We start from the raw sequence: 18,168 nt of genomic DNA, 5'->3' as shown, positions 1-18,168 counted from the left end.
CGGATCAGGGGGAGACGATGGCGTTGAGTCCGTAGTCCAGCTCCGAGCCGTCGACCAGAACCGCCTCGACCGTGCGCGTACGGGGGTCGATGTCGGCCACGATGCCCTCGCCCGCGTAGCGCGGGTAGCCCGTCTCGCCCGTCTCGCCGGTCGCCTCGACGGCAGCCGACCGTACGGCCGCGTCCTGGGCGGAGGTGGCGTCCGTGTGCTCGATGTACTCGGGGACCAGCAGGACGGTGAAACGCTGAGATTCGGTAGTCACGCTCCGGTATTCAAGCGCCTCTCCCGGCGCCCGGCGCGCAGGCGCACGGTAGTTCTTCGCACCCCGGCGGTCCGCGCTTCCTCGCACCCGGGGGCCGGACGTTGTTCGCACCTGGCGGTCGGCCGAGCGGGCGACGGCGGTGGGATGCGCCGTGCGACGGGGGAAGGTATCAATCGTCGTGTCCGCGGACGGCCGGGCGACGTGCCGACCGTCGAGAACAGATGGGCGAATCGTGAGGAACAGGGCGACGCAAGCACGAACACGCAGGTCCGCAGCGGATGGCGGCCGTGCGGGGTGGGCCCGGAGGCTGGCGGCGGTCACGGGAGTCCTCGTGCTCTGCGCGCTGCCCACCGGACCGGCGGGCGCGTCCCAGGAGAACGGCCCCTCACCGGCCAGACCCCCGTTGTTCATCTCCGACTACGGCAACAACCGCGTGGTGCGACTCGCGGCGATGGGTGACGGCCAGACGACGGTGCCCATCGACGGTGTCGTGCGCCCGACCGGTCTGGCGTGGGACGCCGCCCGCGATCTCTACGTCTCCGACACGGGCAACAACAGGGTGGTGAAGCTGGAGGAGAAGGGCGGCGCGCAGTCCACCGTCCCGACCGTCGGCCTCTCCCGTCCGCTGGGCCTCGCCGTCGACGCCAAGGGCACGCTGTACATCGCCGACAGTTTCAACGACCGCGTCGTGAAGGTCCCCTCCGACGGCAGCGGGCAGACCACCGTCCCCACCACGGGACTGCTCCATCCCTGGGGCCTGGCCCTGGGCACCGGCGGTGACCTGTACATCTCCGACTTCGTCAACGACCGCGTGGTCAGGATCGCCGCGGACGGCAGCGGCCAGACCACCGTCCCCACGGTCGGCCTGTCCCAGCCGACCGGCCTCGCCCTGAACGCCGCCGGGGACCTCTACATCTCGGACAGCGGCAACAACCGCGTCGTCAAGGTGTCCGCGGGCAGCGGTACGCAGAGCACGGTGCCCACCACCGGACTGAGCGATCCGCTGGGCCTCGCCCTGGACGGCCGCGGCGGCCTGTACGTGGCCGACGGTTTCAACAACCGGGTGGTACGAGTCGGCGAGACCGGCGGTGACCAGGTCACGCTTCCCGTCTCCGGCCTCAACACGCCGACCGGTCTCGCGTTCCCGCCGGCCGACAAGCGGCCCCGCCGGTCATGATCCGTCCGGTACGGAGACGTCCGCGGGCTTGAGCAGCGGCGTGGAGTCGGCGCCGGGCTCGGGCACGGATCCGCCGCGCAGTTCCGGGGTCTTCGCACCGACCCAGAGAACCGCGAACAGGCACAGGAGGCCGCCGCTGACCAGGGCGGTGGCCCCCGAGGTCCAGCCCGCGACGACGCCGCCGCGCAGGTTGCCGAGGTTCGGTCCCGCCTGGCCGACGATCGTCTCGGCCGCCGTCACACGGCCCAGCAGGGCGTCCGGGGTGTGGGTCTGGACGATCGTGCTGCGCGAGATCACCGAGACGGCGTCGGCGGCCCCGGCGAGGACCAGGAGTGCGAGTCCGGCCCACGGGTCACGCACCAGACCGAAGGCCGCGAGGGCCGCACCCCACAGCCCGGCCCCGCAGAGCATCACCGGCCCGGGACGCCCCAGCCGTGTGATCGTCCCCGACAGCGCGGACGCGGCGATGCCGCCCACGGCGAGCACGGACAGGAACAGGCCGAGGGTGCGCGGACTGCCGCCGAACCGTTCGGCGTTGACCAGCGGGAACAGGCTCGTCGGCATCGAGAGCACGGTGGCGGCCAGGTCGGTGATCAGTGCGCCGCGCACCGCCCGGTGCCCGGCCAGGAAACGGAGCCCGTCCAGCACCCCGTGCAGCCCGGCCCTCGACGGTTCGCCCTCGGGTGGCAGGGCGGGCAGCCCGAACGCTCCGTAGAAGGAGAGCCCGAAGGACAGGGCGTCGATGAGGTAGCACGTTCCGATGCCTGTCCAGCCGAGCAGGATGCCGCCGAGGGCCGGACCGGCGAGCATCATGGCCTGACCGCTGATCTGCTGGAGCGCCAGCCCGGCCGCCACCTGTTCCTTCGGCAGCAGCCTCGGTACGAACACACCCGCCGCGGGAGCGCCGACCGCCGAGCAGCAGGACTGCGCGGCGACCAGGGCGAGCACGCCCGCCACCGGAACATGCCCGGTGAACCCCTGCACCGCCAGCAGCAGCGAGACGGCCGCCTGGCCGACGGTCGCGTACAGGTAGATCCGCCGCCGGTCGCCACGGTCCGCCCAGGAACCGGCGAACAGCCCGAAGACCACCATCGGCAGCGCCTGCGCCAGCCCCACCGCGCCGGTCCAGACCGTGCTGTGCGTCATGTCCCAGACCTGGTACATGACGGTGACCATGGTCATGAAGCTGCCGAGCACGGACACGGTCCGGCCGATCAGCAGACGCCGGAACACCGGGGACGTACGCAGTGGCCGGACGTCGATCAGGGTTCGGGTCAGGCTCATGAGGGACAGCGGGGCGCGCGGGGGTCGTTCACGTCGCGCAGGGTAACCGCCACCCTCCGGCCGGGGCGAATCGTTTTCACCTCAACCTCCGCAGTCCTCGGCTCGGGCTGATTCCGTGGCGTGCAGGATGTCGCCGTCCGGGGCGCGGAAGACCGCGCCGGGCCGGCCGCGTACCGAGGTCTCACCGGCGGCCGCGGCCTCCTTGGTGTGCATGTCGACGCAGACCGCGCATCCGTTGATCTGGCTCACCCGCAGCGACACCAGCTCCTGCGTCGCGGCCGGCAACCCGGAGACGAGACCGCCCGCTCGCCTGTGACACGAACGGATGCGACCCGCCGCCGAAGGTGGTTTTCGGCCACTGGGTAAGATCCGCGAGCCAAGTCGGCCCGTCCGGGCCGCCGAGTTCTGTGGGGGGACTCCGATGACGTTCCGTCTGCGTGCCCTGCGCGCCGTTCTGCTGCTGGCCGGCTTCTTTCTGATGGGAATCGGGCTGCTGGCGGCCATGGCCGTGCTGGACTGGCTCCTGGTGACACAGATGCTCACCGCGCGGGCTGCCCGGTTCGAGGGCGCGATCATCGCCGTCACCGTACTGCTGGCGCTCGTGATCCTCAGGGGCATGTTCACCTTCCTGCGAGCCGGGCGCCTCGGACCGGTGGACCACGCCGTCGCCGTCCGCCCGGACAACCAGCCCGAGCTGTGGGAAGAGGTCCGGGCCGCCGCCGAAGTGGCCGGGGAACGGCCGCCGGACGAGCTGTACCTGGTGGACGAGGTGAACGCGGGGGTCGCCGAACAGAGCCGCCTGCTGGGCCTGTTGCCCGGACGGCGCCGGATGTTCCTGGGCCTGCCACTGCTCGCCGGTCTGACCGTGCCCCGGCTGCGCGCCGTCCTCGCCCACGAGTTCGGGCACTACGGCCATCGCGACGGCCGCCTCGGCGCTCTCACCATGCGTGGCCGGAAAGCGGTGTTCCACACGGTCGAGATGTTCCAGGCGGGCAGCACCTCCCTCCACCACGCGATCGGCGGACTGTACGTCGGCTACGCCCACATGTTCCTGCGCACCTCGCAGTCCGTCGCCCGGGACCAGGAGCTCGCCGCCGACCGCACGGCCGCCGAACACGCGGGCCGCGACGCGGCAGCGGCGACCCTGCGGGCGATGCCGGTGATTTCCGCCGCCCACGACCACTACATGAAGACGTACGCGGGGATGGGCGACCCGATCGGAGCCCTGCCTCCGGTGGGTGAGGTGTACGGAGGATTCCGCCGGCTTGTCGCCGCCAGGCCCGGCGACCGGCTCGCCGTGCTCTCCGCCGGGACACGTCCTCCGCGGCCGCACCGCTACGACTCGCACCCTCCGGACTCCGAACGGATCGCCCGGATCGAGGAGTTGGCCACCGACGGTCGAACCGACGGCGCGGACGGTCCGGCCGCCCTCACCCTCTTGCGCGACACGGAACTGGTCTTCGCGGCGCTGGAAGCGCGCCTGCTGCCTGAAGGGGCTGCCCAGTTGCCCCGTATGAGCTGGGAAGAGCTGGTCGGGGCCCGCGCTGTCGTCGACGCGGAGGGCTGGTCCCGGCCGCTGCGCGTCGCCGTGAACAGGGCGCTGCGCTCCTCGGAGGAGCCGACGGCGCCGCACACCGCCGCCCAGGTGGCGGACGGGGACGCGCTCGTCCGCCAGGGCGGCCCGGCCGCTCAGCCGAACGAACCCGCTCTGCCCGGCCTCGACGAGGTGCTGGACGCGTTCGACCGGGGACTGCTGTGGATGGACATCGCCGACCGCATGCCCAAGCCTCCCCAGGCGGCCCGGCTGACCGGACCCTCGGCCCGGAACTTCATCCGGCCCAAGATCTTCGACGGGCTCGCCGGAATGATCCATCTGCACCTCGTCCGAAACGGACACGCGGTTCCCGACACGGGCTGGTCGGGACAGCCCGGACTGACCCTGCCGGAACAGTGGGAGAAGGGGCTGGACGACGCCCTCGACGCGGCCGTGGCCGACACACCCGACACAACACCGCTGCGCTCCCTGCTGGCCGGCAGCGAAAGCGTTTCCGCGTAACCGCCACTCGGGCCCACCCGAGCACGTTCCGGCCGACGGGGTCGAGGCGGACCTACGGGAGGAGGATGCGGACATCTCGTGCCCCGAGGCGAATTGAGTACGGATACTCACGACGGTCGGCGGAGCGGCACGTAGCCTGGGCTCGATCTTGGGCGGGGGACGCAGAGGTACCGGAGGCATATGTGGTCAAGGGTGCGTTAGACGCGAACGGACGGCGGCCACTGCGGGGTGGAAAGGGTGCCCTGGCGGTGGCTCTGGCCGTCCTGGCGGCCGCGGCGCTCGGGGCATGCGGAACCGAGCGTGTCACGTCGGGTGCATCCGGCGGGACCACCGCCCGCCCGAGCACGGAAACTGTTCCGACGCCTTCGGCCGGGTCTCCCTACGTGGAACCGGGAGCCAACGACGGAGCCCCGCACTACCGGGAGAACAACGGCTCCCGGATCTCGGGCGAGATGTCGGCGGCGAGCGCCATGGACGCCCAGCGGGAGGCCGCGCGTATCGAGCCCGTGCTCAAGCGGCTGTGGCAGCACGGGACATGGGACCCGAAGTCGGTCCGCGCCGCGATGCTCAAGCTGGGCTACCAGGAGCAACGCTTCGATTCCAAGGGGAACTTGCTCGGCGGGTCACTGCTGGTCAAGCCGATGGACGCCCGTTTCGAGAACGGCAGGGAGGTCACGCACGAGGGCGCGAGAGTGGGCCTGCGCGTCCATGACGACGCCTGCGTCACGGCATTTGTGCAGAAGACCAACTACCAGGTGTCCGCCAACGGCCCCTATCCGGAATCGGGTTGCTTCGAGCCCCCGTTCGGCCACTGAGCGCGCCCGCCGTGTTCTCTCCGGCCGGTCTCCCCTTCCCGGATCACCCCAGCGCGAACGACGCCCGCTGCCGCCATCGCGATCCGTCATGGACCATGAGATCGACCGACGCCACGCGGGTGAAGACGGGGAGCCGGTCTCGAAGGCCGGCCTCGGCCTCGTCCAGGTCGGCGTCCTCCTGCCCCTGAGCGATGGTCAGATGCGGCACGACCTCGGCGAACTGGCCGCCGAACGGCGGGGTTTCGGGCCACCGGTCCACGACGGCCTCGGTGAGCGCGCGGAACGAGGCGGCCGGCTCCGGGGCGAGATACAGAATCCCCGGGAACCGCCCGCAGCCCTCGAACCGCGCCTCGAACGGCTTGTGACGCTCGAAGACGTCAGCGATGGCGGCCAAGGTGTCGTCGTCGATGCGGCTCTCGGGGAGAAAAGGGAAGAGCACGGTGACATGGGCGGGCATACCCGAACCGACGGACGGATCCAGCCGGTCCCGCCATGCTCGGACAGCGGGCTCCGCCTCGGGAACCGTCACCACCAGGCCGGACCGGGCTACTTGATGGGTGCTGGAGTCGTCGCCTGTCATCGTCCCTGTCTATCCGCGGACGAGGGGGTCCGCGACCGATTTTCAGAGTTGACGTTCGGCACCGCTGCCGCTGCCGCTGCCGCTGCCGCTGCCGCCGTCGTCACGGTCGCAAGCCTGCCTGCCTGAGTGACAGCCTGGACAGGTCCGCGATGGCCTGCCGGTCGCCGCGTCGCCAGGCGTCGGCCAGGCCGCCCGGTGGGGTGGGGATCGCGGTGAGGGCGCGCTGCGGTCCGGTCAGGGCGCGCAGCGCGAGCAGGTCCGCGCCTCCGGGAGCGTCCAGGAGACGGAGGGTGGTGGCACTGCGCCGGATCCAGCGCACGCGCGGCGGAAGCCACAGCACCAGGACGAACGCCACCGAGAGCACGATCAGGGCGATCGCGGCCAGCAGGGCCACGCGGCCCACCAGGTCCTCCAGCGACTGCCCGGCGTCGGAGAGGCCGGTGGCCGCGTCGGCGGCGGACCGGAGCGGCTTCTTCAGGGTGTTCCCGACGAGCGGCACCTTCGAAGCCGCGTCGCCGGCGTCGTCGAGACCGTCGGAGAGGCTGTCGCCCGCGCTCTGGGCCTGTCGCCCCGGCTCGGCCAGCAGCATGATCGCGTGGTGGACCACCAGGGCGAACTTCACCGCGGCCGCGATCAGTGCCACGGCGATCAGGTCGGCGACCACCTGACGGGTCCGGCGCGCTGGGGTCTGTGCGTAGAGGCGCATGGGCGTGCTCCTGTTCCGGCGATGGGGGAGCGAGCGGGGGACGAGCGATGGCACTGTGCCGGGGATCGACGGGGGCAGAGGTCAACGGAGGGCAGGGGCGACGGGGGTCAGAGGGCGGCGGGGGTCAGAGGGTGACTGGGGTCAGAGAGGCGGGCCCGATCGGTTTTTCCGCGGCAATGGTGACATTCCGTCAGTACGACTTCCCGTCTTTCGCGAAGTCGTGCATGGCGTGGTGTGTGAGAGAGGGAGGAGGAGCCCCCGGCGGCGGTGGCGGACACTCCGGCCGAAGCGTCGCGTCGGTCAGGTGATGCGTCCCGCTCGGGCCAAAGCCCGCCCGGCCTCGGACGCGAGGGTGGCGACAAGCTCGGCCGCGGGCGGCAGTTCGGTGACGAGGTCGACGCCCTCGCCCGCCCAGACCGGCAGCGTGGGTACGTCGCCGCTCGCCACATCGGCCTGATACGCCAGACGTGCCGCACCAGGGTCCGCAGCGAGCTCCGCCTCCCGGCCCCGCCATCGGTCGAGGTACGGGTGACCCAGGGTGCGCGCCGTGTACTTCGACGGCCATCGGGAGTTCCGCGCGATGTCCAGGATGCGGTTTCGCTCCGTGTCCTGACCGCGTCCGTCGAGGAGCGCCCTGGCGGTCGAGGGATCGACGAGGGCCTCGGCCGTGGCCTGGAAGCGGGTGCCGATGACCGCCCCGGCGGCGCCCAGAGCCAGGACGGCCGCCACGCCCCGCCCGTCCGCGATCCCGCCGGCCGCCAGCACCGGTACACCCTGGGCCAGGTCCACGACGACCGGTACGAAGGGAAGCGTGGACCGCCCGTGCCGCCCGCCGTGCCCGCCGCTCTCCGTACCCTGCGCCACGACGACGTCGGCCCCGAGGTCCAATGCCCGTCTGGCTTCGTCGAGATCGGTGACCTGGACGATCACGGCCGCGCCGGCCTCACGGACCCGTTCGGTGTATGCGCCGGGATCGCCGAAGGAGAACATCACGGCCGCCGGACCGTACTCCAGCGTCTGCTCGATCACCCCCAGGCTCGCCGCCCAGGTCTGGAACCCGACACCCCACGGTCTCCCGGCCCCCGCGACGATCGGCAGCTCACGCGCCAGCCAGTCCGGATCACCCCCTCCGGCGCCCAGCAGACCGAGCCCGCCCCCACGGGAGACTGCCGCCGCCAGCTCACCTCCGGCCGATCCGCCCATGGGCGCCAGAGCGATGGGATGCTCGACACCGAACAACGTCGTGAACGCGGTCGACAAGGCCATGACGGCCATCATCCCCACGCGCCGTCCGGAACAGTCACACGTCGGCGAGCAAGTCGTCGAGCGGGGCGGGTACGCGGTCGGGGGAGAGGGCCTCGACGAGGACGCGGCCGTAGTGGATCTTGCGGCCCTTCTTCGTGCCGAGGAAGCGCCTCAACCGCTGGTGCGGGGAGCGGCCGCGCTGGGCGGGCTGGCGGACGAAGGTCCGCAGGGCCCGTAGATCGCCCTCCGCCCGGATCAGCTCCTCGACCCGCGGCACGCCGAGTGCGCGGATCAGTTCGTCCTCCAGATCGGCCGCGCAGACGAAGAACCCGCGCCGCTGTGGCCCGGTGCCTTCCGTGATGGTCTGTTCCAAGGCCCGGGCGTAGTAGCCCCGCTCCGCCTCGTCGCACAGTCCCGTGAGACGCAGGCCCAGGCCCGCTGGGCCGAGGAGACGGGCGAAGCGTCCCACGCTCATGGCGCCGTTCATCGCCAGGACACAGACTCCTTCGGCCTCCAGGTCCCGGCCGCGGCTCTCGGCGAGCGCCTCGACCGCCGCGAGATCGCTCGGCCCTTCGAGGAGAACGACCGTCTTCACGGACAGCCCCGCGGCCAGCTCGTGCGCGAGGTCACCGGGGCCGCCGGCCGCCCAGGCGGTGACTGTCTCCCGGAACGCCCCCATGTCGGTCATGCGCCGAGTCTGAGCCCCTCCCGCCCGGGGGGCAACGAATTTCCGGCGGCGGTGCGCCGACCGTGAAGTCCTCCTCACGTACGTTCGTGCGAGCGTGAGTATGCTCGCGGAGTTGTCCGTCATGAAGCGGCGGAGTGGTGGCGGGTGTGGGGGTTCATTCAATGATGACGTCGCAGCCCGGGGCTGCCGGCGTGGCTTCGCCCGAGCTGGAGCGCGCCGCGGCCTGGGGGACGGAAGAGCCGTCGGTGCTGCTGGTCGAGGACGACCCGGGCGACGCGCTGCTCGTGGAGGAGATGGTCGCCGACAGCGCGCTCGGCATGCGCCTGCGCTGGGTGCGCTCCATGGCCGAGGCATGCGATGTGCTCGCGTCCGAGGTACCCGACTGCGTGCTGCTCGACCTGCACCTCCCGGACGCGCAGGGCCTGGAAGCGGTGTCGAGGGTGCGCGAGCGCGCCGAACACGTCGCCGTCGTGGTCCTCACCGGACTCGCCGAGGAAGGGACCGGTCTGGCGGCGGTGGCCGCCGGCGCGCAGGACTACCTGGTCAAGGGCCGGGTCGAGCCCGAACTGTTCGGACGGGCGGTCCGCTACGCCATCCAGCGCAAGCAGGCCGAGCGGGACGCCGTGGCGTTGCAGGCGAGCCAGATGCAGGCCCAGGAGAACGCCCGCCTGGAACGCGGACTGCTGCCGCGCCCGCTGCTGCGCGGAGACGGCGTCGAGGTCGTGACCCGCTACCGCCCCGGCCGCGCGCACGCTCTGCTCGGCGGCGACTTCTACGACATCGTGCAGAGCGCCGACGGCACCGTGCACGCCCTGATCGGTGACGTCTCCGGGCACGGTCCGGACGAGGCCGCCCTCGGGGTCGCGCTGCGCATAGCCTGGCGCACCCTGGTGCTCAGCGGTGTGACCGGCGCCGACCAGGTGGGCCGGCTCGAGGAGATCCTCCTGGCCGAGCGGGCCAGGAACGGAGTCTTCGCCACGCTGATCATCCTCAGTGTCAGCCCCGGCAGGCGGAGCGTCCGGATGATGCGCGCAGGTCATCACGGCGTCCTGCTGCGCGGGACCGGCGGTGTCGAGTGGGTGGAGGTCCCGGGCGGCCCGGCGCTCGGCATCATTCCGGGCGGGGCACGCTGGCCCGTGGAGGAAGTGGCACTCCCCGAGGGCACGGCGATGGTGCTGTTCACCGACGGCCTCTTCGAGGGGCGCGTCGGCCGCGGCACGGAGCGGCTGGGCGAGGAGGGACTGCTGGCGATGGCCCGTGAGCTGGCCGGTCTGCCCCCGGCCGCGTTCGTCGACGGACTCATCGACCGGGCCGAGGCACTGGCCGAGACGCAGGGTGGCCTGGCCGACGACGTCGCCGTGCTCTATCTGCGCTGGGACTGATGCTTGAGAACAGCGAGCGTGAGTACAGCGAGCGTGAGTACAGCGAGCGTGAGAACAGCGAGCATGAGAACAGTAAATTCGAGGACGGGACACGGAACATGACCGGCGCACGATGGGCCGGACGTCGGCTGACGGTACAGGGCTGGATCAGGCTGGTACTGGCGCTCATGTCGCTGGTGGTGATCGTGGGCGCCGTGGTCGGCGCCGGGCTGCTCCAGCGGACGGCCTCGGTCACCGACCATCTGCTCCTGGACGTCAAACCCGCGCAGACGGAGGCGTACCGGCTGCAGGCGGCCCTGGTGAACCAGGAGACGGGGATCCGCGGCTACGCCATCGCGGCGGACCGCCAGTTCCTGGACCCCTACACACAGGGCCGGAAGGACGAGGCGCATGCCGTCGCCCGGCTGCGTGCCCTCATCGGTGACCGCCCCGAACTGCTCGGCGACCTGGAGACGGTCGAGAAGCGGGCGGCCGAATGGCGGCGCACCTACGCGGAACCCCTTGTCGACGGCATCACACCGGGCCGGCCGCGCACGATCGACACGGCGACCGCCGAACGCGGCAAGAAGTCCTTCGACCGTATCCGCGGCGCGTCGGCCGAGCAGATCGACGGACTGGCGGCGGCGGTCGACGAGGGCCAGGACCAGCTCGCGTCCTCACGGAAGATCCGCGACGCGGTGCTCGTCGCGATGGTCGTGGTGTTCCTGCTGACCGGCGTGGTGCTGACGGTCCTGATCCGCATCCTCGTCACACGCCCGCTGGACGACCTGCGGATCGCCACCCGCCGGGTGGCACAGGGCGACTTCGAGCATGTCATCACCGGCGGCGGGCCCATCGACCTCACCGCCGTGGCGGGCGACGTCGAGAACATGCGGCAGCGCATCGTCGCCGAGCTGGGATCGTCCCGCGAGCAGCGGGAGATCCTGGCCCGCCAGACCGCCGACCTCGACGCGCAGGCCGTCGAGCTCCGCCGCTCCAACGCCGAACTCGAACAGTTCGCCTACGTGGCCTCCCACGACCTTCAGGAACCCCTGCGGAAGGTCGCCTCGTTCTGCCAGCTCCTGGAGAAGCGCTACGGCGACCAACTGGACGACCGCGCACGGCAGTACATCGACTTCGCCGTCGACGGCGCCAAACGCATGCAGATCCTCATCAACGACCTTCTCACCTTCTCCCGCGTCGGCCGCGTCAACGACGCACGCCTCCCGGTCGATCTGGACCAGGCCCTCACCAAGGCACTGGCCAACCTGGACAGTTCGGTCACCGACAGCGGCGCGCACGTCGACCGGCCGGACGAACTGCCCCGGGTCGTCGGGGATCCGACCCTGGCCACGATGCTCTGGCAGAACCTGGTCGGCAACGCCGTCAAGTTCCGCCACCCCGACCGCCCCCCGCACATCCGCATCACCTGCGCGCGAGACCCGGAGGACTCCGACGCCTGGCGCTTCTGCGTCACCGACAACGGCATCGGGATCCCCGTCGAGTTCGAGGAGAAGGTCTTCGTCATCTTCCAGAGGCTGCACGCCCGCGATGCCTACGGTGGAACCGGCATCGGCCTCGCGCTGTGCAAGAAGATCGTCGAGTATCACGGCGGCCGCATCTGGATCGACACCACCCACACCGAGGGCACGCGTTTCTGCTTCACCCTCCCGTCCGCCGACACGGCGCACGCCCTTCACGACAGCACAGAGGACAAGGCCCTGATATGACAACTCCCGCCGGCACCCCCATCGACGTCCTCCTCGTCGAGGACGACCCGGGCGACGAGCTGATGACCCGGGAGGCGTTCGAGGACAACAAGATCGGCAACACCCTGCACGTGGTGCGCGACGGCGAGGAGGCACTCGACTTCCTCTACCGGCGCGCCGCCCACACCGACGCACCCCGGCCCGACCTGATCCTCCTCGACCTCAACCTGCCCAAGTACGACGGCCGTCAGGTCCTGGAGAAGATCAAGTCGGACCCGGCCCTGGCCCACATCCCGGTCGTCGTCCTCACCACCTCGGCCGCGGAGGAGGACATCCTGCGCAGCTACAAACTGCACGCCAACGCCTATGTCACCAAGCCCGTCGACCTGGACCAGTTCATCGCGGCCGTCCGCCAGATCGACGACTTTTTCGTCCAGGTGGTGCGCCTGCCACGGCAGAACGGCTGATCAGGACCTGGCGGCCGTCGGCTGCCAGGTGGCCTGCACCAAGGCCCGTTCGACGCCCGCCAGATAGACGGCCGCAGCGAGCCAGGCCCGTGCGTAGCGGTCCGGATCGGCCCCGCCGGTGCGGCCGAAGACGTCACGGGTGCGCCGGTCGGCCTCCGCGGTGAGGCCGGCCGCCAGGTCCGCGGCAGTCGGGAATCCACCGCGCCGCAACGCCGCCCCGTCCCCGCGCAGATCGCCGTCGCGCGCGGGTTCCGCGACGGCCCTTCGGCCGCCCGACACGGCGACCTCGACCAGTCGCCGCAGCCGCCACAGCGGGGCCTGCGCCAGCGGGTCCGGCGCTTCGTCGCTCCGTCCGTCCGCAGCGGGCAGGGCGGCGGCGCCCACGACATCCGGTGGCGGGAAATGGGAGCCCTCCAGCCGGTTGTAGCCCAGGTCGGCGTGACCCTGCCACTCCGCGGGCAGCCGAAGGGTCGCCTCGGTTCCCGGCAGCGGGGCGACGGCCAGCGGGCGGAGCGTGGCGGCGCGGTCCGGGTCCAGACGGCCGACGACCCGCAACCGCAGTCCCGGCCGGGAAGCGAGCCGGCGGAAGTTGGCCGTGTGGGTGAGCGCCGGGTGGTCGGCGGCCGGGGCCAGCCGCATCAGGATGCCCTCCGTGTCCGGCCGTCCGGCGGGCAGCTCCCGGGCGATCAAGTGATCACCGACCGCTCCGACGAGGATCAGATCACAGCCGACCAGCTCCCGGGCCGCCTGCTCGGTGTGCTCCGGGTCGGCGTCCGGCGCCGCGCCGAGCCGCTCGGCGACGGCCTCGGCCAGCGGACGCTCGAACAGCGCGGCGAGCGGACCCGAGGTCCACGACCCACCCGGGAGCGGAGTCGCCCGCACCCCCTTGCCGGAGCCGAGACGGCCGTCCGAGGACACCGTGGCGCCGGAGATCAGCAGCCCGCCGCGGGAGAGCTGGGCGTGATCGAGGTTTCCCGAACCGAGCGCCACGGTCGCGGTGGCCGCGCCCTGGGCGCGAGCGGGTCCGCCGGGCTTGACGTCGGCGACCGAGTACCAGCGGCCGTCGTCGGAGACGACATGGGTGACGACGCCGCTGTAGCCGGTGGCGGCGATGACCGGCTCACTGCAGACCCCGTGGACCCGCAGGCTGCCGCCCGGCCGGTAGGCGCGGCGAGCGGTGCCGATCAGCGCGGGCCCCGGGGCCTGCGCGCCCAGCAGGGCTGTGGTGAGGAGCAGTTCCCGCACCTGCGCGACGAGGTCGGCCAGCCGGTGGCCGTCCTGGCGGGCACGCGCGCCACGCAGCCCTCGTACGACCCGCAGCGCGGCAGCCTCGGCGCGGTGCAGTCCGGCGAGCCGGGCCGTGTGCGCGGCCCTCAGCAACTCGGCCTGGGGGACCGCGCCCGCGGCGGGCACCCCGGCGGTGAGCAACGCCGCGGCCGCCGCCCACAGTTCGGAGGCGGCGGCCCGCTGGGCCTCGGTGAGGGAGACCACCTCCCCGGCCTCGGTGACGGCCTCGGCGGTGGGCGCCGCAGCGGAGACGCCCGTGGGCGACCCTGCGGGATCAGCGGTGCGCGACCCGCCGGGAACGGCGGTCGAAGATGCACCGGGACCGGTGGTCGGAGAGGCTCCGGGACCGGTGGTCGGAGAGGCTCCGGGACCGGTGGTCGGAGAGGCTCCGGGACCGGTGGTCGGAGAGGCTCCGGGACCGGTGGTGGGGGAGGCTCCGGAATCGAGGATGGGGGCTGCTTCGGGGCCCGCGTCCGCGACCGTCTCGGAGTCTCCCGGCGACCCGCTGTCACCCGCGGTCTCCGCTTCGGCTTCCGGGTCGGCCAGCGGGCAGGCGCCGAGGACGGCGGCCCGGTGCAGGCACCGGGGTGCGAGCAGGCAACTGCACACCACCTGGTCCGCGTCCGTGACGGAGCCGGACGCGCCGGGAGTGAGAGCGACCTCCGTGGCCTCACCGCACCGGACACGCCGGACCGCGCCGTCGACGACGACCGGCAGGGCCGCGTACGACGCGATCGTGGCGTCCAGCTTCTTGCGCAGCCTGCTGGTCAGGCCCTCCACGGCGGAGGCGACCACATCGGGCGCCACCGGAGGCAGTTCGGGGTTCAACGGGCTTCTCCGCGGAGACGGTCGCCCACCCAGCGGGCGAGGGCGAGGGGACTGAGCGCGGCGACGGGCATGCCGGCCGCGACGAGTTGCTGCGCGACGGGCACCGAGTAGCGCGGGGTGCCACTGTCGTCCAGAGCGGCGCATCCCATCAGATGCACCCCGGAGCTCGCCAGGGCCCGTACCTCGCCGAGGAGTCCGCCCAACGGGTACCCCTCCTCGAAGTCGCTCACCACGGCCACGAGGGTCCGGCTGGGCACGGTGACCAGCGAGCGGGCGTGGCGGAGCCCGGCCGCGATGTGGGTGCCGCCGCCGACCCGCACTTCCAGGAGCAGCGACAGCGGGTCGTCGACCCGGTCCGTCAGGTCGATCACGTCCGTCGAGAACGCGAGGAAGTGCGTGGACAGCGTGGGCACGCCACCCAGCACGGCCGCGGTCAGGGCCGACCAGATGACGGAGGCCTCCATCGACCCCGACACGTCGACCACGAGGATCAGGCGCCAGTCCGCCTCCTTGCGCGAGCGGGTGCTGAACACGGGCCGCTCTGGCACCACAACGGTTCGTCCGTCGGCCGTGCGGTGGGTGTGGGCGAGGTTGGCCCGAAGGGTGCGCGGCAGGTCGAGCCGGCCCCCGGGCCGCCTGGTGGGGCGAGGTGTGGCGAGCCCGGTGAGGGCCGGGCGCATCCGGGTCGCGAGCTCCTTGGCCAGTTCGTCGACCAGACGGCGTACGAGCGGGCGCAGACGGGCCAGTTGTTTCTCGGGCATCCCTCCGGCGAGCGAGAGCACCGAAGTCAGCAGGTCGACCGAGGGGCGGACCGAGGCGGGGTCGAGTTCGGCCAGGACGTCGCTGCGGCCCTGGTCGGCGGCTCGGGCCAGCACCTCTTCCCGGACCTGCCCGCCGAACAGCGCTTCCAGTTCCTCGGCCCACTCGCGGGCCGTCGGGAAGGACGCCTCCCGACCGCCGCCCTGGCCGGAGGAACCGCCTTCCCTGCCCAGGTCGCAGGAGCCCTCACCGCGGCCGGTCCCGTACAGCTCGTCGAGCGCGTGCGCGTAGCGGCGGGCGCTCTGCGGGAGCTTGTCGGTCTCGCGGCCGAGAAGCAGCCGCCAGCGGTCGGCGGGCGTGATCCGGACCGGGGCGGACGGTGTTGTGGCGGCCGCGGAGCGCGGCGGTGCGGTGGGTGCGGACGCGGAGGGCTCGGCCTCGGGCCGGCCGGGGACCGCGCGGATCCCGGAGTCGCCCGCCTCGGCGAGGTTCGTGTCGGACGGCAGACCCAGTGCGCGGAGCGCCGCGAGTCCCGCCGCGTCCGCGGCCGTCCACAGTGCCAGGAGGTGCGGTGAGGCGGTGAGCGACAGGTCGGGACGGTCACCGAGCCGCTCGGTCACGGTGTGCAGGAGACGGTCGCGCCCGGCGGGGGTGAGCGTGTCGAAGCCTCCGCGCAGGGCCGGCAGCCGGTCCAGGAAGTCCTGGTCTCCGAGGGTGTCGACGCGGTCGAGCAGCGGGTCGAGCGCCGTCGGCGCCGACTGGAGCAAGGCGGCCGCGCCGCTGAGCAGCCCGCCGAGTCGGCGGCCCAGCGCGTGCCGTGCCTCCGGACCGGTGGCCGTGTCGATCCAGCCCGCGGTCCGCGCGCCGAGCACGGTGGCGTCGTCGAGGTCGAGCAGCACCCGGGCGGCCAGCGCGGCGCCCTGGACGAGCGGGGAGCCGGTGCGGGCGAGGGTGCCGAGTGCGTCGTCCATCCGCAGCCCGAGGCGGTGTTCACCGGCCCGCGAGGCCAGTTCGATCAGCGCGGCCGTGTCCTCAGGACGGTCGCTTCCCGCCAGTCCGGGCAGGGTACGCACCGCCGACTCCAGGAGATCGGTGGCCAGTTCGGCGGCGGCCTGCCGGGTGTCCGGGCCGGTGCCGGGCAGATGGCCGCGGCACAGAGCCTCCAACAGGTCGAGCGCGGCGAGGAGTTCGGGAAGTGTGGCCGCGGCGGGGAACAGCGCGGCGGCATCGTCGAGCCGCTCCGACACGAGCGCGGGCAGATCGCAGCGGGCGGCGGCGCCGAGCGCCGCGAGGACATGGGCACAGGTCGGGCCGCCGTCAGCGGATTCCCGGCGATAGGTCTCCCGCAGGGTGCCCTCGGCGGCCAGGGCCGGGGTCACACCCCGCATCCCGGCCAGGTCCAGCCGTACGGGGACGGCCGGCGTCCATGACACCCGCCAGCGGGTGGTGAGGGCGGACGCGTCGCCCGTACCGGCCACCGCCACGGTCTCGCCGTAGCCCGCGCCGCACACGGCGAGGCGCTGGAGGAGGACTTCGCGGCGGCCGTCGAGAGCGGAGCGGAGCGGGTCGAGCCGCAGTTCGCGCGCCGCGGGGTCGTCGGGGCCGGGCAGCCGGAGCTCGGCGACCTCGGCCTCCACGCGGGGGCCGAGCCCGGAGCGGGGTGTGCCCGGGGCGACGCGGCCCCTCTCGGTGCCGACCAGGACAACTTCGAGCGCCCGCGCGAGAGCCCGGCCGCGGCCCAGCGGTTCGCCCTGGCCCATCACGCTCGTCAGGGCTTCGAGGACCTCGCCCCGCCCCGGCGCCGCGAGTCCGCGGACGCGCGCCAGGTCGTCCGCCATCCGCAGGGTCTCGGCGGCCTCGCCCGTGCCGGCCGGGTGCCCGGCCGCGCGCAGTTCCCGGCACACGTCGGTGACCGCTCGCGCGGCCGCCTCCCGCACCCGCTCGGGGTCGCCTCCGGCCCGGAACACCGCCTGCTGCCAGCGAGGGTCCCGGATACCCGCCGGATAACCGGAGCGGGAGTCCAGCAGATCGAAGGCGTACGGGACGAGGGAGGTGACGACGTCCGGGCTCACGGTACGGACGCCGCGGTCGGCCCGCGTCGGGACCGCCTCGGCGACACCTGAACCTGAACCTGAACCTGAGGTTGAACCTGAACCTGAGCCTGAACTTGAACCCGACGCCGGATCGAGGTCCGGACCCTCGTCCGCCGCCGGCGCGGTCGCCGTCAGCGCCGGGGCGTGGAACGCGCCGACGACGGCGGCGACCCGGCGCCCGTCGGCCGCCGCGCGGGCGATCGACTCACGCATGTGCGCCTCACGGGCCAGGTCCAGCGCCGGCGCGCCGCCCGAGGCCTCGGCGTCGCTGCGCAGCGCCCAGCCGACACCGAGGGCGGCCCGGCGGATCGCCTCGGGGGTGGATCCCGGGGCGAGGACCTCCACGCAGCGGTCCCACAGATCGTCACCGTCACGGCCGGTCCCGGACGCGGCGAGCGCGTTCCCGAAGGAGACGAGTGGGGCGACGGGGACTTCCTCGGCCACCGCGGACCGCGTGTCACCCGACGGGAAGGGGCCGTCCGCGTTCCACCGGGGATCGGACATCGGCAGATCACAGCACACGACGTCGGCTCCGCGGTCCCGTGCCCAGCGGACCGCGGCCAGCTCCGGGGAGAAGTCGGCGAACGGATAGAAGCCGAGCCGGCCGTTCGGATCGGCCCCGGCGAGCGCGACCGGCGCGAAGGTTCCCGGCGCGGCCAGATGCGGCAGCCACGCCTGGAAGTCGGCCGGCAGCTCCACGCACACGACCTCGGCCCCGCACGCGTCGAGCAGGGCGGGCACCGCCGCGGCGAGCGCCGGGCTGTGGTGCCGTACCCCAAGAGGTTCGGGCCCACCGGGCCCGGCGGGGCGGGGGACGGCCCCCCGGGGTGCGGGGGGTTAGTGACCCGGGG

The 18,168-nt window shown here is 72.9% G+C and carries 14 protein-coding genes and 1 pseudogene; 6 read left to right on the top strand and 9 right to left on the bottom strand.

The features are described from left to right. Nucleotides 1-4 precede the first annotated feature (4 nt). Nucleotides 5-262: a hypothetical protein gene (locus ACFXGX_RS06290; RefSeq protein WP_384785369.1), complete on the bottom strand. Its 258-nt coding sequence runs from the start codon at nucleotides 260-262 to the stop codon at nucleotides 5-7. A gap of 331 nt (nucleotides 263-593) precedes the next feature. On the opposite strand from ACFXGX_RS06290, the gene ACFXGX_RS06285 reads away from it, so the two are divergent. Continuing rightward, complete coding sequence (locus tag ACFXGX_RS06285) at nucleotides 594-1,439, top strand: hypothetical protein (protein ID WP_384785366.1); 846 nt, start codon at nucleotides 594-596, stop codon at nucleotides 1,437-1,439. Here the strand turns inward: ACFXGX_RS06285 and ACFXGX_RS06280 are convergent. Beyond that, complete coding sequence (locus tag ACFXGX_RS06280; protein WP_384785363.1) at nucleotides 1,434-2,723, bottom strand: MFS transporter; 1,290 nt, start codon at nucleotides 2,721-2,723, stop codon at nucleotides 1,434-1,436. The two genes, ACFXGX_RS06285 and ACFXGX_RS06280, sit on opposite strands and share 6 nt — an antisense overlap. 168 nt (nucleotides 2,724-2,891) lie before the next feature. Beyond that, nucleotides 2,892-3,050: pseudogene (locus ACFXGX_RS06275) on the bottom strand (carboxymuconolactone decarboxylase family protein); the annotation flags it as partial. 94 nt (nucleotides 3,051-3,144) lie between these two features. Here ACFXGX_RS06275 and ACFXGX_RS06270 point away from each other — a divergent pair. Together ACFXGX_RS06270 and ACFXGX_RS06265 are read left to right on the top strand one after the other, a co-directional pair. Then, nucleotides 3,145-4,779, top strand: a complete 1,635-nt coding sequence (locus tag ACFXGX_RS06270; RefSeq protein ID WP_384785360.1) for a M48 family metallopeptidase — start codon at nucleotides 3,145-3,147, stop codon at nucleotides 4,777-4,779. 383 nt (nucleotides 4,780-5,162) lie between these two features. Further along, nucleotides 5,163-5,594 (top strand): hypothetical protein, encoded by a 432-nt coding sequence (locus tag ACFXGX_RS06265; protein WP_384785357.1) that lies wholly within the window; start codon nucleotides 5,163-5,165, stop codon nucleotides 5,592-5,594. A gap of 43 nt (nucleotides 5,595-5,637) precedes the next feature. Here the strand turns inward: ACFXGX_RS06265 and ACFXGX_RS06260 are convergent, their stop codons facing one another. The 4 genes from ACFXGX_RS06260 to ACFXGX_RS06245 form a co-directional block, all read right to left on the bottom strand. Further along, nucleotides 5,638-6,174, bottom strand: coding sequence for a 2'-5' RNA ligase family protein (locus ACFXGX_RS06260; RefSeq protein ID WP_384785355.1), 537 nt, complete (start codon nucleotides 6,172-6,174; stop codon nucleotides 5,638-5,640). A gap of 100 nt (nucleotides 6,175-6,274) precedes the next feature. Beyond that, a complete protein-coding gene (locus ACFXGX_RS06255; RefSeq protein WP_384785352.1) occupies nucleotides 6,275-6,880 on the bottom strand; it encodes a hypothetical protein in 606 nt (201 codons plus the stop codon). Nucleotides 6,881-7,180: 300 nt separating this feature from the next. Continuing rightward, nucleotides 7,181-8,146, bottom strand: a complete 966-nt coding sequence (locus ACFXGX_RS06250; RefSeq protein ID WP_384785349.1) for an NAD(P)H-dependent flavin oxidoreductase — start codon at nucleotides 8,144-8,146, stop codon at nucleotides 7,181-7,183. Between the two features lie 34 nt (nucleotides 8,147-8,180). Next, nucleotides 8,181-8,813 carry a TOPRIM nucleotidyl transferase/hydrolase domain-containing protein gene (locus tag ACFXGX_RS06245; protein WP_384785346.1) on the bottom strand — a complete coding sequence of 211 codons (633 nt, stop codon included), beginning with the start codon at nucleotides 8,811-8,813 and terminating at the stop codon, nucleotides 8,181-8,183. A 164-nt stretch (nucleotides 8,814-8,977) separates the two neighbouring features. Between ACFXGX_RS06245 and ACFXGX_RS06240 the strand changes: the two genes are divergently transcribed. From ACFXGX_RS06240 to ACFXGX_RS06230, 3 genes are all read left to right on the top strand, one after another. Continuing rightward, nucleotides 8,978-10,195 carry a PP2C family protein-serine/threonine phosphatase gene (locus tag ACFXGX_RS06240; RefSeq protein WP_384785342.1) on the top strand — a complete coding sequence of 406 codons (1,218 nt, stop codon included), beginning with the start codon at nucleotides 8,978-8,980 and terminating at the stop codon, nucleotides 10,193-10,195. A gap of 98 nt (nucleotides 10,196-10,293) precedes the next feature. Further along, on the top strand, nucleotides 10,294-11,904 hold the full coding sequence (locus ACFXGX_RS06235) for a CHASE3 domain-containing protein (protein WP_384785710.1): 1,611 nt from the start codon (nucleotides 10,294-10,296) through the stop codon (nucleotides 11,902-11,904). Further along, on the top strand, nucleotides 11,901-12,350 hold the full coding sequence (locus tag ACFXGX_RS06230; protein WP_384785339.1) for a response regulator: 450 nt from the start codon (nucleotides 11,901-11,903) through the stop codon (nucleotides 12,348-12,350). Before ACFXGX_RS06235 ends, ACFXGX_RS06230 begins: the two co-directional genes overlap by 4 nt. Here ACFXGX_RS06230 and ACFXGX_RS06225 read toward each other — a convergent pair whose 3' ends face one another. Then, on the bottom strand, nucleotides 12,351-14,465 hold the full coding sequence (locus tag ACFXGX_RS06225) for a hypothetical protein (RefSeq protein WP_384785336.1): 2,115 nt from the start codon (nucleotides 14,463-14,465) through the stop codon (nucleotides 12,351-12,353). Further along, nucleotides 14,462-18,058 carry a DUF5682 family protein gene (locus tag ACFXGX_RS06220; RefSeq protein ID WP_384785333.1) on the bottom strand — a complete coding sequence of 1,199 codons (3,597 nt, stop codon included), beginning with the start codon at nucleotides 18,056-18,058 and terminating at the stop codon, nucleotides 14,462-14,464. Before ACFXGX_RS06220 ends, ACFXGX_RS06225 begins: the two co-directional genes overlap by 4 nt. Between the last annotated feature and the right edge of the window lie 110 nt (nucleotides 18,059-18,168).

The sequence above is a fragment of the Streptomyces sp. NPDC059371 genome (assembly GCF_042751995.1).
Classification (GTDB): domain Bacteria; phylum Actinomycetota; class Actinomycetes; order Streptomycetales; family Streptomycetaceae; genus Streptomyces.
Note: the sequence above shows the minus strand (reverse complement) of the source record. Positions and strands in the feature narration are given on the sequence as shown.